General features: G+C 50.1%; 14 protein-coding genes. All 14 read left to right on the plus strand.

Annotated features, from left to right (window positions below):
* Positions 1 to 9: 9 nt before the first annotated feature.
* The 14 genes from GT1_RS13380 (at position 10) to GT1_RS13445 (ending at position 15688) form a co-directional block, all read left to right on the plus strand.
* The gene (locus GT1_RS13380) at positions 10 to 321 is read left to right on the plus strand and encodes an iron hydrogenase small subunit (RefSeq protein ID WP_188399187.1); all 312 of its coding nucleotides are present in this window, start codon (positions 10 to 12) and stop codon (positions 319 to 321) included.
* 12 nt (positions 322 to 333) lie between these two features.
* On the plus strand, positions 334 to 1032 hold the full coding sequence (locus GT1_RS13385) for a cytochrome b/b6 domain-containing protein (protein WP_188399188.1): 699 nt from the start codon (positions 334 to 336) through the stop codon (positions 1030 to 1032).
* A gap of 236 nt (positions 1033 to 1268) precedes the next feature.
* Positions 1269 to 3791, plus strand: a complete 2523-nt coding sequence (gene secA / locus GT1_RS13390) for a preprotein translocase subunit SecA (protein WP_188399189.1) — start codon at positions 1269 to 1271, stop codon at positions 3789 to 3791.
* Between the two features lie 42 nt (positions 3792 to 3833).
* A protein-coding gene (prfB, locus tag GT1_RS13395; RefSeq protein ID WP_188399190.1) for a peptide chain release factor 2 occupies positions 3834 to 4935 on the plus strand; the annotation gives its coding sequence in 2 pieces (ribosomal slippage) (positions 3834 to 3905 and positions 3907 to 4935; 1101 coding nt in all).
* A gap of 34 nt (positions 4936 to 4969) precedes the next feature.
* Positions 4970 to 5662 (plus strand): DUF2993 domain-containing protein, encoded by a 693-nt coding sequence (locus GT1_RS13400; protein WP_188399191.1) that lies wholly within the window; start codon positions 4970 to 4972, stop codon positions 5660 to 5662.
* Positions 5663 to 5725: 63 nt separating this feature from the next.
* The gene (locus GT1_RS13405) at positions 5726 to 7798 is read left to right on the plus strand and encodes a DUF5693 family protein (RefSeq protein ID WP_188399192.1); all 2073 of its coding nucleotides are present in this window, start codon (positions 5726 to 5728) and stop codon (positions 7796 to 7798) included.
* Positions 7791 to 8879 (plus strand): polysaccharide pyruvyl transferase CsaB, encoded by a 1089-nt coding sequence (gene csaB, locus GT1_RS13410; RefSeq protein WP_075757371.1) that lies wholly within the window; start codon positions 7791 to 7793, stop codon positions 8877 to 8879. The genes GT1_RS13405 and csaB overlap by 8 nt, the downstream gene beginning before the upstream one ends.
* 18 nt (positions 8880 to 8897) lie before the next feature.
* The gene (locus tag GT1_RS13415) at positions 8898 to 9743 is read left to right on the plus strand and encodes a YitT family protein (RefSeq protein WP_075757372.1); all 846 of its coding nucleotides are present in this window, start codon (positions 8898 to 8900) and stop codon (positions 9741 to 9743) included.
* A 245-nt stretch (positions 9744 to 9988) separates the two neighbouring features.
* Positions 9989 to 10834, plus strand: coding sequence for a transketolase (locus GT1_RS13420; RefSeq protein WP_188399193.1), 846 nt, complete (start codon positions 9989 to 9991; stop codon positions 10832 to 10834).
* 65 nt (positions 10835 to 10899) lie between these two features.
* On the plus strand, positions 10900 to 11844 hold the full coding sequence (locus GT1_RS13425) for a transketolase family protein (protein WP_075757374.1): 945 nt from the start codon (positions 10900 to 10902) through the stop codon (positions 11842 to 11844).
* 201 nt (positions 11845 to 12045) lie between these two features.
* Positions 12046 to 12786: a site-2 protease family protein gene (locus GT1_RS13430; protein ID WP_188399194.1), complete on the plus strand. Its 741-nt coding sequence runs from the start codon at positions 12046 to 12048 to the stop codon at positions 12784 to 12786.
* Positions 12787 to 12988: 202 nt separating this feature from the next.
* Positions 12989 to 13675: a cell division ATP-binding protein FtsE gene (ftsE, locus tag GT1_RS13435; RefSeq protein WP_188399195.1), complete on the plus strand. Its 687-nt coding sequence runs from the start codon at positions 12989 to 12991 to the stop codon at positions 13673 to 13675.
* Positions 13665 to 14552, plus strand: coding sequence for a permease-like cell division protein FtsX (gene ftsX / locus GT1_RS13440; protein WP_075757378.1), 888 nt, complete (start codon positions 13665 to 13667; stop codon positions 14550 to 14552). Before ftsE ends, ftsX begins: the two co-directional genes overlap by 11 nt.
* An 8-nt stretch (positions 14553 to 14560) precedes the next feature.
* Positions 14561 to 15688: a murein hydrolase activator EnvC gene (locus GT1_RS13445; RefSeq protein WP_188399241.1), complete on the plus strand. Its 1128-nt coding sequence runs from the start codon at positions 14561 to 14563 to the stop codon at positions 15686 to 15688.
* Positions 15689 to 15768 lie beyond the last annotated feature (80 nt).

The following is a 15768-nucleotide window of genomic DNA, read 5'->3' on the forward strand; positions in this document are numbered from 1 at the left end:
GGAACAAGAGTGGCGCGTTATGATTATGTAGAAAAGGCCGTCAAAGTAACACGGCGCGAATTTTTAGGAGTAATGGGTGTGGCTGGTGCAGTCTTGTGGACCGGCGCTTATGTGGCCACCGATTTGGTTCAGGACCGCACAAAGTACATTAAGATGCGGGCGCAGGGCATCTACAAAGATGATGTAAAAGCAAAAATCCGTCAAAGCCACAACAACCAGGCGGTAACAGATGTCTATAAAAAATTTGCTCAAAACCCACTGAGTCATTTGGCCGAAGAACTGTTTCATACCAAATATGTAGACAGAACTAAGTTGGTGTAGGAGGGATAATCAATGAGTCATCATGATGAACATGGTCCGCGGGTACTCAAGCACCCTCTTATCTCACGGTTGTTTCACTGGGGCTTGATTTTAGGTTTTTTACCGGCTGCCATTACCGGCTTTGCTATTTGGCTGCAGCCTTTTAGCGAGAATGTACAAAATCTGATCATGCAAATTCATATTATTGGTGCCAGCATTCTTACCATATCTTGTATACTTTACACCATATTTGGATTTGACAGAGTGATTGCCTTTACCCGCCGTATATTTTCCTGGGATGACCGGGATATTGCCTGGATGATGATTGGCGGCGGCTATCCGCAAAAAATGCTGCTCGGGAAAAAGATTCCTGTGCCGCCGATGGGAAAAATGAATTCAGGGCAGAAACAGATGGGAATTATGATGCTGTTCGGCGGTATCATTCTGATTGTTACCGGGTGGGCGCTGTACGCTTTCCTGCCGGTAGCTCCCAAAGCAACGATGTACTGGTTTGATATGGTGCATTTGGTTATCGGTATCTTCCTTGGACTATGTGTATTTGCTCATATTTTTCTTGGCATCTACAATTGGGGTGAGTTCCTGTGCATGTTTGGCGATGGCACTCAATCCATTGAAGAAGCCAAACATCATAATCCGGTATGGGTAGAAAATGAAATTGAGCCGGTTAAAGGTGGTCAAACCAACCTTCCCGGTCAGCATCAGGCAGGTTAAATCTTTATTTGACCTGAGTAGTTCGGAGAAAAAGTGAAAAGCGAGATTGCTTGCAAAGCAATCTCGCTTTTGCATGTTTTAACCAATCCAGTTTTTGACTTTGAACAGGGTTTCTGTTAAAATCATATATTAGGCACATACTAACCGTAGGACTGTTTATAAATGCGGCCTCTGCGCACTTGTAAGCCGTCTTTTGGGCTTACTGTGTATTCATTGTTTGGCGGGGAGTTGATATTTTGTTTAAATTTTTGAAGAACATATTTGGCGATGATAATGAAAAAGAAATTAAGCGCATGTTAAAGCTGGTGGAAACCATTAACGCGTTTGAACCCGAGCTTCAGAACATGAGTGATACGACGCTGACTGCCAAGACGGCTGAGTTTAAGCGGCGTCTGGACAAAGGGCAGACAGTGGATGACATTTTGCCGGAAGCCTTTGCCGTTGTGCGGGAAGCGTCCCGCCGGGTGCTGGCCATGCGTCATTTTGATGTGCAAATGTTAGGCGGCATTACCCTGCATGAAGGCAAAATTGCCGAAATGCGGACAGGGGAAGGTAAAACCCTGGTGGCCACCCTGCCGGTGTACCTGAATGCGTTAACCGGCAAAGGCGTGCATGTCGTTACTGTCAACGATTATTTGGCTCGCCGTGACAGCGAGTGGATGGGAAAATTGTATCGCTATCTTGGCTTGTCTGTGGGACTTATTGTGCATGGACTTGACTTTGATGAACGTAAATTAGCGTATAGCGCTGATGTTACATACGGCACCAATAATGAGTTTGGTTTCGATTATCTGCGGGATAATATGGTGATTTATCCGGAGCAGATGGTACAGCGGCCGCTTAACTATTCTATTGTCGACGAAGTTGACAGTATTTTAGTCGACGAAGCGCGGACACCGCTCATTATTTCCGGCCCTGGCGAGAAGTCTACCGAGCTTTATTATGTGCTGGCCAAAATTGTGCCAAAACTAAAAGCCGTCGAAGACTATACCATTGACGAAAAGGCCAATACGGTGGCACCTACCGAGGCCGGTGTTGCGAAAGCCGAGAAGCTGTTAAATGTGCAAAACCTCTATGACAGCGAAAATATGGAGATGTCCCATCACTTTAACCAGGCGCTCCGGGCGCATGCCTTGATGAAGCGGGATAAGGATTATGTGGTTAAAGACGGCGAAGTGGTTATTGTTGACGAATTTACCGGCCGTTTAATGTTTGGCCGGCGCTATTCCGAAGGTTTGCATCAGGCCATTGAGGCGAAGGAAGGCGTTAAAATTGAGCGTGAAAGCCAGACACTGGCCACCATTACCTTCCAGAACTATTTCCGGATGTACAAAAAATTAGCCGGCATGACCGGCACGGCCAAGACCGAGGAACCGGAATTCCGCAAAATCTATAATCTTGACGTTATTGTCATTCCGCCGAACAAGGATATGCAGCGGCAGGATTTGTCAGATGTAATTTATAAAACCAAGCGGGCCAAATATAAGGCTGTTGTGACTGAGATTGTGGAACGGCATAAAAATGGCCAGCCGATTCTTGTCGGTACGACCTCGATTGCCCAGTCGGAAGAATTGTCGGCCATGCTGAAGAAGCAAGGCGTGCCCCATAATGTGCTGAATGCCAAGTATCACGAAATGGAGGCCCAGATTGTGGCGCAAGCCGGTCAGGCGGGCGCGGTCACCATTGCCACCAACATGGCCGGACGCGGTACCGACATTGTATTGGGAACAGGTGTGGCTGAACGGGGCGGTCTTCATATTATCGGCACCGAACGCCACGAAAGCCGCCGGATTGACAACCAGCTGCGCGGCCGTGCCGGACGCCAGGGCGATCCGGGTTCCACCCGTTTTTATTTGTCCCTGGAAGATGATCTTATGCGCTTGTTCGGTTCTGACAACATTGCCGGTATCATGGATAAGCTGGGCATGGAAGAAGACGAACCAATTGAGCATGCGCTTATTACCCGTTCCATTGAACAGGCGCAGAAGAAAGTGGAAGCCCGCAACTTTGACATCCGGAAATATGTTCTGGAATATGATAATGTCATGAACCAGCAGCGGGAAGTTATCTATAGCCAGCGCCGGAAAATCCTCACAGGCGAGAATCTCAAAGAAAATATTTACAATATGATTGAGAAAATCATTGACCAGGGCATGGATGTATATGCCAATGAAAAGATCTATCCGGAAGAATGGGATTATGCCGGCCTGATTGAGTTCTGCGAGGGTTATTTTGCACCCGCAGGCGAGCTGACAGAGGCTGTGCTTGATAAAATGAGCCGGGATGAACTTCGGGAAGAGCTTATGCGGGTGGCCGATGCCGCTTATAGTGGCCGGGAAGCCCTGTTTGGCGCCGACAATATGCGCGAACTCGAAAAGGTGGTTATGCTCAAAACGCTTGACGCCAAATGGATGGAGCATCTTGACGCCATGGATATGCTGCGTCAGGGGATTGGCCTGAGAGCCTACGGGCAAAAAGATCCGTTGATTGAGTACAAAATTGAAGGCTATGACATGTTCCAGCAAATGATGGAGTATATCCAGGAGGATATTGTCCGTTATATGTTCAGGGTCAATATTATTTCCCAGGCGCAGCCGGAGGATCATCTGCGCGGCGCTCATGCAATGCGTGGCGGTGAAGAAGGTGAAGAACAGACTCAGCCGCTGGAGCCGATTGTCAATAAGGATGTAACCGGCCGCAATGAATTGTGCCCCTGTGGCAGCGGTAAGAAATATAAGCGTTGCTGCGGCGCTAACTAAGGCTGGCAGCCTAACCCGAGTTTGTAAGAGGGAGTTGAAAAAATGCTGTTGGAAGATTTACGCGGGGCTATTGAGACCCTGGCCCACAGGCTTGATGAAATGAGGGCTTCTCTTTGACGTTGCCGGTAAAACGGAACAGATTGAGGAACTGGAAGATAAAATGAGTGACCCGGCCTTCTGGGATAATCCGGACGAGGCGCAAAAAATTGCTCAGGAGGTCACCCGGTTAAAAGACAGTATCGGCCAGTACCGGGACATGGCTGACCGCCACAGCGATATGGCTGTTTTATGGCAACTGGGCATGGAAGAAAATGATGAAAGTGTTTATCCTGAGGTAGCGGCAGCACTTACCGCTCTTGAACGGGATATGGAACACCTGGAACTTACGCTGATGCTGTCAGGCGAATATGACGCCAATAACGCCATCCTGACCTTGCATGCCGGTGCCGGTGGTACCGAAGCCCAGGACTGGGCGCAAATGCTGCTCAGGATGTATGTCCGCTGGGCAGAAAAAAATAATTACAAACTGGAAACTATGGACTTTTTGGCCGGAGATGAGGCTGGGGTGAAGAGCGTTACCCTTATGGTGGCGGGTACTAATGCTTATGGTTACTTGAAATCCGAAAAAGGCGTCCACCGCCTTGTCCGGATTTCACCCTTTGACACCAGCGGCCGTCGCCATACCTCGTTTGCCGCTGTCGATGTCATGCCGGAAATTGATGATTCGGTGCAAATTGATATTAACCCGGCTGATCTTAGGGTAGATACCTTCCGCGCCGGCGGTGCCGGCGGCCAGCATATTAATAAAACCGATTCCGCTGTCCGCATGACTCACCTGCCGACAGGCGTTGTGGTGCAATGCCAAAGCGAACGGTCCCAGATTCAAAACCGCGAGCAGTGCATGCGCTTGCTGCGGGCCAGGCTGTTTGAGCTTGAACGGCAAAAGCAGGCAGACAAGAAGGCGGAATTGGGCGGCGAATATCAGGCAATCGAATGGGGCAGCCAGATCAGGTCTTATGTTTTTCATCCCTATAACCTGGTTAAAGATCATCGGACAGCTGCGGAGACAGGCAATGTTCAGGCTGTCATGGACGGAGAGATTGAATTGTTTATTGAAGCTTACTTGAAAAGCGGTACACGGTAAGCTTATTCGGTAGTTTGCTTAAGGGGGATTCCCGATGAATCGTTTTACCAGAATCATCCTGTTTCTCGTAATGGTGATAGCTGCCGTGCAAATGATCTTACCCAAGGTTGTGTCAGATGCGGTGGCCCAGGGACTGCGTGAAATGACCGGCAGCAAGCAGGTGACGGCTAAGGTTGATAAAAGTCCGGCCCTCTTAATGCTTGGTGGTAAGTTTGACAGGGTAACGGCAGAGGTCAGTGATGTAAAAACCGAAAAAATCACCTTTCGCACAATGAATATCAATCTCACCGATGTGGATGTTGATATTAAAACCTTGCTAACCGGCCGCAAACTGGTGCTGGAAAAGCTTGGCGACGCTGCGATTACGGCAACGCTTACCCAGGAAGAACTGGCCGCTTTTCTCAACAGCTCGGTAAAAGGGGTTAAAAACGCGGTTGTATCCATACATTCCGGCAAGGTTGAGGTCAGCAGCTCTTTGACGTTAGGCGGGTTTGCCCGTGTTGATGTCAAGTTTGAGGGACGGATTGCCGGTGACCGTGAGCAACAGCGGATTACCTTTGTTACCGACCGGTTTTTGTTAAACAACACCCCGGTAGGCAATATTGGCGGCTCGCTGCTGACCGAGGTGCCGCTGGTTGACCTCAAGAAACTTCCGTTTGGTGTGAATGTGCGTGAGGTTGTCATGGAAGATGGCCAGGTTATTATTTATACCGATAACCGGGAATAGTAATATTACAAAGTAGATAACACTTGAAACCGTACTTGACAGTTTCAAAAAGGTGGAGAGATTTTGTCAACCTTTCAATATAATAAAGGGCTGATTGCCTTGATTATCCTGGGCTTATTGGCTTCGCTTACAATTAACTGGCAGCGTCATACTGTTGAACAAGCCAATGCTACTGTTGAAATGGTCATGGAATATGAAGATATTATGGAATTGGCGCAGATGGAAGGCGCTGAGCCGGCCGGACTGTTTCAGCAATTTAAAGCAGCAGGCATTACTTCTTTGGCTGTCTATGAGACCACTCTGGAAAAGCTTAATAAAAGCGGCAAGCTTACTGCACTGCCTGGGGCGGATATTCTCCACCAGGACCGCACCGGCATGCTGACCGATCCTTTTTGGCGCAGCTTAATTGCCGGTGGCAGGGTATTGGCTGAGGATGTTTATATTGTCGGTCAGGATAAACAGGTTTTTGCGGAAGTCATGAGTGATTTAGAGCGGCGGTTAGGCCCGGACAGGGTGACGCTGCTGGCCGAGGGCGACCGCCCGGTACTGGCGGTAAAAGCCAACTTTGAAAAAGTGGTAAAATGGAATCTGGGATTACCGTCTGACGAACTTAGGGCTGTTGATAACCTGGGCTTCTACATAGTGGCCCGTCCAACCAACTATACTAAAGTAACGGCAGACGATGTCAATGCGGTATTTCAACGCCTGGCAAGCGCTAAAAACCTTTCGGCCATTATGTTTTCCGGGGATGAGGTACTGGGTTATCCGGATCTGCTGCCACTGACTGTCAGTTATTTTAAAGAGCGCCAAATAACCCTGGCCATGATTGAGCACCCGCTGCAATTGCAGTTTTTAAAACAGGAAGGTCTGACTCAGGTGGCGACAGCTATTAACTATCAAGCTGCCCGGGTATATGCCATTCCGAAAGATGAACAGCCTAAACTTAAAATGCGTGATGCCATTCAGCGTTGGGCGGTTACGGATCAGGAACGCAATATTCGTATCAATCTTATGCGCAAGTATGACAAGCCTGAGCCTGGAAAAACGCTGGTGGAGACTAACCTGCAGTATATTGCCGATACGAAAGCGGCATTACTGGCCGAGGGCTTTGTTATGGGGAAGGCGGCTATTTATCAGCCGTACTTTGCTGCGCCCTGGCTTTTAGTTTTAATTGTGCTGGGGGCCACTGCCGCCGGTGTATTGTTTTTGTCACAGGTGTATCCGTTTGCCGCCCGGTGGCAGTATCTGCTTACAGGGCTCATCGCTATCCTGTTAATCTTCCCGGTGCTTAAAGGCGGCGGGACTTTGAGCCGTCAAATGGCTGCCCTGGCCAGTGCCATTATTTTTCCCGTCCTGGCTATGACCTGGCAGCTTGACCGCTGGCGCAAACAGGAGGCGGCCGGCCAATTTGCCGGTTCTGTAGGCATTGGGCGCATTATTACCGCCGGTATCGGTGCGCTGATTGCCACCACCTGTTTATCGTTAATCGGCGGACTGTATGTCGGTGCCGTTCTTAGTGATGTGCGCTTTTTCCTGGAGATGGAAATCTATCGTGGCGTAAAATTAACCTTTGTTGCGCCGCTTATTTTAGTGACTGTCATATACTTAACCCGTTACAATGTATTTGATAAAGTTCAGACAGTCAATGCCCGGGGCTTGTGGCGTCAGCTAACCGGGATTATGGAACACCCGGTCACCATCAAAATCCTCTGCCTGTTCGGCGCAGCCGCCGTGGTGGCCTGGATATTTATCGGGCGTTCCGGACATACCGCCGGTGTGCCTGTACCAGCTATCGAACTCAAGCTAAGGGCACTGTTGGAGCAGGCCATGTACGCCAGACCCCGCAGCAAGGAATTTTTAATTGGTCATCCGGCCTTTTTGCTGGCGGCAATGGCTATATACCAGCAATGGCCGCGGCTGGCTCAGTTCCTCCTGATTGTGGCGGCTACACTGGCCCAGGGTTCACTGGTTGAGACTTTTGCACACCTTAGAACTCCGGTGTTGATGTCAACCATCCGCGGACTTGACGGTTTGCTGCTGGGGGCCGTGATTGGCGCGGCGGCGGTGGTTGGCGTATATGTGATCCAACTCATAGCGGCCCGGTTGGTGGGAAGGAGTCCGTCAGCCCATGAGTGATATCGTTGTTTCAGGCTATTATGGTTTTGGCAATGCCGGTGATGAAGCTATGCTGGCGGCCATGATTGAGGCTTTGACCGACATTGAACCCAATGTTCAGATTACGGTTATTTCCGGAAATCCTGATGATACTAAACGACGGCACGGTGTTTGTGCCGTCTATCGCCTCAATTATCCGGAGATTGTTAAAGCGCTGGCCAAAAGCCGGCTCTTGATTAGTGGCGGCGGCAGTTTGCTGCAGGACGTGACCAGTGATCGCAGTCTCTACTATTATCTGAGCATTATGATGCTGGCCAAAAAGCTGAACAAACCGGTTATGCTTTATGCGCAAGGCATTGGGCCGGTGCAGGGAACGCTGGCTCAGAGTGCCATGCGGTATATCGGCAATATGGTGGATTTGATTACCGTCCGTGATGACGGATCTTATGAAGAGCTTAAGCGGCTGAAGGTAACGGTACCGCCCATTTATGTAACAGCCGATCCGGTGCTGGCCATGCATCCGGTGGACAGGCAGATTGGCCGCAGTATTTTGCGCAAACACGGTCAGGAAGGGGTGGCGCCGCTTATCGGCATTTCGGTGCGGGAGTGGAAGGAATGGGGGCATTTTAAGCAGGTATTGTCCCACGCTGCCGACCGGATGATTGAGGAATTGGGCGTCCGGGTTGTATTTATTCCCATGCAGTGTCCTGATGACCTGGGTGTTTCACAAAAAATAGCCGGCCGGATGAAAAATAAAGCCGAAGTGCTGCCAGGTGAATATACTACCAGTGAGCTATTATCACTTGTCGGCAACTTGGATCTGCTAATCGGTATCAGGCTGCACGCCCTTATCTTTGCTGCGGTTATGCATGTGCCGATGGCCGGTATATCCTATGACCCCAAAATTGACCGTTTTTTGGAAACCATTGGTGAACGGCATGTTGGTACCTTAAAAACAGTTACTACCGACAGCCTGATGGCACGAATACTGCAATTGTGGGATGAACGCAAACATCCTAATAAGCAGCGGGAAGAACGGATTACTATGTTAAGAAATAAAGCTTTTCAGAATGCCGAACTGGCGCTAAGCCTGATGAAATAATGCAAGCAGGAGGTAGCCATGGTAAAATGGAAGTGGCTGCGGGGCTATCTGGGAATCGTGCTGGGTACGGTGATTACCGCCTTGGCACTGAATATGTTTCTCATTCCTAACAAAGTCGCGGCAGGCGGCACAAGCGGCCTGGCTACAGTACTTCACCATACTTTTGGACTGCCGGTGGGTTTGACCATGCTGGCCATGGATATTCCCATGTTTTTGCTCAGTATTAAATTATTAGGTGCCCGTTTTGGTGTGAATACGCTGCTGGGAGCGGGAGTTCTGGCGCTCACCATTGATCTGACGGCAGCGTATGTGCCGCTGTTAACCCGGGACTTATTGCTTAATTCCTTGTACGGCGGCGTTCTTTCCGGTATTGGCATGGGGATTGTGTTTAAGTTCAAAGGAACCACTGCCGGTACGGATTTAGCGGCCGCGATTATTAATAAATTAACAGGCATTAGCGTGGGGAAGGCACTTCTGTCTGTCGACCTGTTCGTTATTGCCCTGGCCGGAGTGGTATTCGGCAGCGCGGAATTAGCCCTGTATGGCATTATTTCTTTATTTATCACCACGCAGATTATCGACCTGGTGCAGGAAGGCCCCAGTGCCGCCAAAGCCTTTTTCATCATGTCCCGCTCCTCGAAAGAAGTGGCAGATGCCATTATGGACGAGCTTGGACGGGGTGTAACCCTGTTAGCCGGACGCGGCGGCTATACGCAGGCTGACGGCGAAATTGTTTTCTGTGTGGTCAGCACCAGGGAGGTTTCACAAATAAAAGAACTGGTGTACCGTATTGACCGCCAGGCGTTTGTTATTGTTGCCGATGCGCATGAGGTGCTGGGCGAAGGCTTCCAGTCCCCGCGCTGAAACTGGCAATAAACGCCCACCTGCCGATGCTGTTACAACGAGTATGCTGCCTACCATGCAGCGTATCGTAGTCTCGTAGGCGACGGTGTTGCTCCTGCGGGCGTTCCCTCCGCGTACTTCCCAGTACGACTGCGGTCACGTCCTCGTCGCGCCTCGCATCTGGGCATTTCTTGCCAGTTTCAGGCTTTGTGGTTATTCAGATATTTAGTGCATACCAGTTATATCGATTATAGGAGGTTGAAAGAATGACACAGAAACTTACCCCGGAACAGCTTAAGGAACTGGCTGTTCGGGCCACATCCATCAGACGCAATATTGTAAGCATGGTTACCGAAGCTAAATCCGGTCATCCCGGCGGTTCACTGTCGGCTGCGGATATGCTGGCGGTACTTTATTTTGCCGAAATGAAGGTAGACCCTGCCAATCCTACGGATGCCGGCCGTGACCGCTTTGTGCTGTCAAAAGGTCATGGCGCTCCGGTATTGTATGCTACCCTTGCGGAGAAAGGCTATCTGCCGGCGGCAGAATTGCTTACCCTGCGCAAAATTGACAGCCGCCTGCAGGGACATCCGGAAATGAAACACATTCCCGGTATTGATATGTCGACAGGTTCTTTGGGACAGGGCTTAAGCGCCGCCAATGGCATGGCGCTGGCCGGCAAACTGGATGCCAGGGACTATCGTGTATATGCCCTGCTGGGAGATGGCGAGCTGGAGGAAGGACAGATTTGGGAAGCCGCCATGTTTGCTGCTCACTACAAGTTGGACAACCTTACGGCCTTTGTTGATTTTAACGGCTTGCAGATCGACGGCCCGGTTGCCGAGGTTATGTCGCCGCTGCCTATTCCGGAGAAGTGGCAGGCTTTCGGCTGGCATGTACTGATTATTGACGGCCATGACTATAATGCCATTTATGACGCCATTCAAACGGCTAAGACCGTAAAGGGCAAGCCAACCATGATTGTGGCCAAGACCATTAAAGGCAAGGGTGTTTGCCAGATGGAAAATGTCGCCGACTGGCATGGCAAGGCTCCCAGCCGCGAGGAATGTACCAAGTTTTTGGCAGAGCTGGAAGACTTGAAAGATAAATAAAAGTTACCAATACATATCATCATTGTTTGCAACTTCAAACTGAAAGAACGAGGTGTGAGATACATATGGCTAATCAATTAGCAACCAGAGAAGCCTACGGCTTAGCCCTGAAAGACCTGGGCGACCGTAATAAAAATGTTGTAGTTCTGGACGCCGACCTGTCCAAGTCTACTAAAACCAATGTATTTGCCAAAGCCCATCCTGACCGGTTCTTCAATGTCGGTATTGCCGAGCAAAACATGATGGGGGTTGCGGCAGGACTGGCTGCTGCCGGCAAGATTCCGTTTGCTTCCACTTTTGCCATGTTCGCTACCGGCCGGGCCTTCGAACAAGTCCGCAATTCCATTTGCTATCCCAAGCTCAATGTTAAGATTGCTGCCACTCATGCCGGACTGACTGTCGGTGAGGACGGTGCATCCCATCAATCCATTGAGGATATTGCCATTATGCGGGTGTTGCCGAATATGACTGTTATCGTTCCGGCAGATCCGGCTGAAACCAGGCAGGTAATCGATTTTGCCGCCGAATATCAGGGGCCTGTATACATCCGGCTGGGCCGGGCGGCCGTGCCGGATGTTTTCGGCGAGGACTACCGGTTCCAGCTTGGCAAAGCGGCTTTACTGGCTGACGGCAAGGATGTAACCCTTATCGCTTGCGGCATTATGGTGGCTCCGGCGCGGCATGCGGCCGAGCAACTTATTTCCCAGGGAATAAGCGCCAGGGTGCTTAACATGGCCTCCATTAAACCGATTGACAAAGAGGCCATTATTGCTGCCGCCCGTGACACCGGTGCGATTGTTACCTGTGAAGAACACAGTATTATCGGCGGTCTTGGCAGCGCTGTTGCCGAAGTACTGGGAGAAAATGAGCCTGTGCCGCTGGAGCGGGTAGGTGTCATGGATACCTTCGGTGAGTCCGGTACACCTGGTGATCTGTTGAAAAAATATAATTTGACCGAAGCGGCTGTTGTGGCTGCTGCTAAGAAGGCAGTCAGCCGTAAAAAGGCTTAAAAAATCAGTCAAGAGCATTAAAGGAGCCCGCACGTGCATATGTATTATGTATGTGCGGGCTTCTTTTGGCTGTCTGGCGGACGGCCGTCATGCAACGCTGCGACGCTGGTGCTTAACCTCCGCTTATGCATAACGGCCGTCCGCGCCTTAGCAGTATTGACGGCGCCTGTGGTTTTTCTCATTTAGAAAGGAGGGACGGCAGTGAACTCCTGGAGAGTGATTAATCTGGGCCGGCGGGTAGTGCGCCGGGCCGGAATTGGTTTAGTTGGCCTGCTGGCGCTGGTACAAATGGGCGGAGCCTTGTCAACCACGGCATCGATGCTGGTGTCACTGGCCTTCTATGCAATGGCTTTTGGCTTTAAGTTTGCCGTTGGCTTTGTCCTATTGCTGCTTGTGCATGAATTAGGTCATGTAGCTGCCTCGCGCATTGTCGGGCTGCGGGCAAAGGGGCCTACCTTCATTCCGTTTATTGGTGCTGTTATCAGCCTGAATCGTGCGCCGGTTAACGCTAAAATGACGGCTAATATCGCTATTGGCGGACCGGCTGCCGGTACTCTCAGCGCGCTGGTGTGTCTGGCGTTTTACCTGTGGAGTGACAGTACCCTGATGCTGGTATTGGCGTATACCGCCTGTTTGCTGAACCTGTTTAATCTTATTCCCTGCGCGCCGCTTGACGGCGAACGGATTGCTGCCGCTATTTCCCCGCGGCTTTGGTGGCTTGGCAGTTTGGTTATCGGTATTGTGTTCTTATATACACACAATATATTGGTTTTAATTATTTTTCTATTTTCGCTGTTTGCCTTATGGCGCGGCGAGGAAGAACAAGATGAGCGCTATTATCAATTAACCGCCACCCAGCGTCTTAATGTTGCTTGGTGGTATTTTGGTCTGTTAACTGTCCTTGCCCTGACAACACTCTATACGATGGATCTGCTAAAGTGACCCGGGTTTCAGGTGGAGCGCCTGCTCCGCCTGAACCGACACCGTCTGCAGCGGCAAGAGCCCGGGGCGGCGTTTATGAGAAAAATGTATGGAAAAATATAGAAATAAAGGTATTAAATTTATAGAAAAAAGAGGTTTTGCATGACAAATGTCGAATAAGTAATCGTTTTGTCTTTCACTTTACAATGGAGGTACTTTAGTATTGATTTACATGAATGAAGTGTCGAAAGTATATAGTAGCGGCTCGGTTGCATTATCAGATATTACAGTGGAAATTGGCAAAGGCGAGTTTGTTTTCGTAGTAGGTCCGAGCGGTGCAGGCAAGTCGACCTTCATAAAGCTTATCCTCCGGGAAGAATTGCCTACCAGCGGGCGGCTTGTAGTTAATGGCCGCAGCTTGCTTGAGATGCCGTCAAACCAAGTGCCGTATTTACGGCGGGGCCTGGGGATTGTTTTCCAGGATTATCGCCTGTTACCCAATAAAACGGTATATGATAATGTGGCCTTTGCTATGCAGGTCATTGAATCTTCCCGCCGGGAGATGCAGAAGCGGGTACATAATGTGCTTGATCTAGTAGGTCTTAGACATAAGGTGCGTACTTATCCGTCAGAACTGTCAGGCGGTGAGCAGCAGCGGGTGGCGATTGCCCGGGCCATTGTCAATAACCCGGCAATTGTTATTGCCGATGAACCGACAGGCAACCTGGACCCGGAGACTTCATGGGAAATTATGAAGGTTTTTGACACCATCAACAAAGCCGGTACCACTATTGTTATGGCTACCCATGATAAGACGGTGGTTGATGCCATGCGAAAACGGGTTATCGCCATAGAAAGAGGCCGTATTGTCCGTGACCAGGTGAAAGGGGTATACGGCTATGAAAATTAGAACCTTGGAATATTTTGTGCGGGAGGCTGCTTCCTCCATCCGCCGCAATGGCCTTATGAGCATTGCTTCGGTGAGTACGGTGGCGCTGTCGCTCCTGATATTGGGCATGTTTTTGGTTATGGTGCTTAATCTTAACCATATGGCCTCCACCTTGGAAACCCAGGTGCAGATTACTGTCTATATGGAAGACGGTTTGTCCGATTTGGAAATGCGGGAAATCGGCACCCGGATTACCCGGTTGCACGGTGTTACCCAGGTTATGTTTGTGGATAAAGAAGAAGCAATGACCCGGTTTAAGGAACGTTTGGGAGAACAGCAAGGCTTGCTTACGGCATTAGGGGAAACCAATCCGTTGCCCAATGCCTTTGAAGTGAAAGTGGACAGGCCTGAGTATGTTAAGCCGGTGGCCCAGGCCATTGGCGAGCTAAAAGGGATTGAAACGGCCAAATATGGTCAGGAAGTTATTGAACAATTGTTCTCGTTGACAAAAATGATTCGGATTTTTGGCTTGATCCTGATTGTCTTCCTGGCGCTAGCCGCTTTGTTCATTATTTCCAACACCATCCGGATTACCGTTTTTGCCCGCCGCCGGGAGATCGGAATTATGAAGTATATTGGTGCTACCGATTGGTTTATCCGGCTGCCGTTTATGATTGAAGGCATGATTCTGGGCTTTGGCGGTGCGTTGTTCGCGGTGCTGATTCTTAGTCAGACCTATAGATCGCTTACCGAAAAAGTGTATGAGTCACTGGCGTTTTTGCCGCTGATTCCGCAGGATCCGTTCTTAACCCATATCAGTATTGTGCTGCTCATTGTCGGTACGGCGATTGGGGCGCTCGGCAGCACGATTTCCTTGCGTCGGTTTATGAATGTCTAGGAGGGAGAATTTTGCCAAGTAAACGAATTTTATCGGCAGGGCTGGCCGTTGTTCTGGGCATTAGTGTGCTGGGAACCGCGCTGGCGGATGAGCTTGACCAGAAGCAGCGTGAACTGCAAACGATTCAACGGCAGATGGAGGCGCAGCAAAGCAAGGTTGCGCAGGCACAGCAGCAGGTAGACAGCGTATCAGACCAATTGCGGCTGATCCAGGGAGATTTGGATGCTGCTGCCGCCGATTATAAATCAATCTTAGCCAAACTGGAAGCCACAGAACAGCAAATCGAGCTTAATACGGAATTATTGGCTAAGGTGGAGAAGAATCTGGCTGAGCGCAGCCAAATTCTTAACAAGCGGATGCGGGATATTTATAAGAATGGACAAGTCAATTATCTTGATGTACTGTTTGGCGCAGCCGATTTTGTCGATTTTACCACCAGAGCCGATTTGTTGAAGCGGGTGGTTAACCTTGATATGACACTGGTTGCCCAGGTAAAGGCCGAGCGCGAGCTGGTAGTGCAGAAGCGGGCTGAGCTGGAGCGGGATAAAGCCGCTATTACTGAGCTTAAAGCCGAGGCTGCTGCCAAAAAAGCCATTATTGAAGCCAGGAAAAATGACCGGGAAAAGGTTCTGGATGATGCGGTGAGTGAACGCGATACTGCTGAGCGCGCGTATCAGGAACTTATGGAAACTTCCCGCCAAATTGAACAAATGATTCGCCGCAGTCAGAAGGGCGGTGCTGTCGAAGGCACCGGCGCACTCTTATGGCCGGCTTCCGGTCCGATTACTTCCCCCTTCGGCTGGCGGACCCATCCGATTTTTGGCACCCAGCGTTTCCACAGCGGTATTGATATTGGCGCCGACTATGGCGACGCCATTGCTGCAGCCGACAACGGTACTGTTATTTTCAGCGGCTGGATGGGCGGTTATGGCAAGGCTGTTATTATTGATCACGGCGGCGGCATATCAACCCTGTATGCTCATAACTCCGAACTGCTGGTGGAGGAAGGCTACCGGGTATATAAAGGCCAGACAATTTCCCGCTGCGGTTCGACCGGTTACTCGACCGGCCCGCACCTGCATTTTGAAGTACGGGAAAATGGTTCGCCGGTCAGTCCGATGGGATATTTGCCCTAGAGGAGTATTAGAATATTTACAGCCATTTTGACATATAGTTAAAAGGATGAAATGAAAAAAGGCGTAGTCCGGAGCGAGGC

The sequence above is a fragment of the Sporomusa sp. GT1 genome (assembly GCF_014634905.1).
Lineage (GTDB): Bacteria > Bacillota > Negativicutes > Sporomusales > Sporomusaceae > Sporomusa > Sporomusa sphaeroides.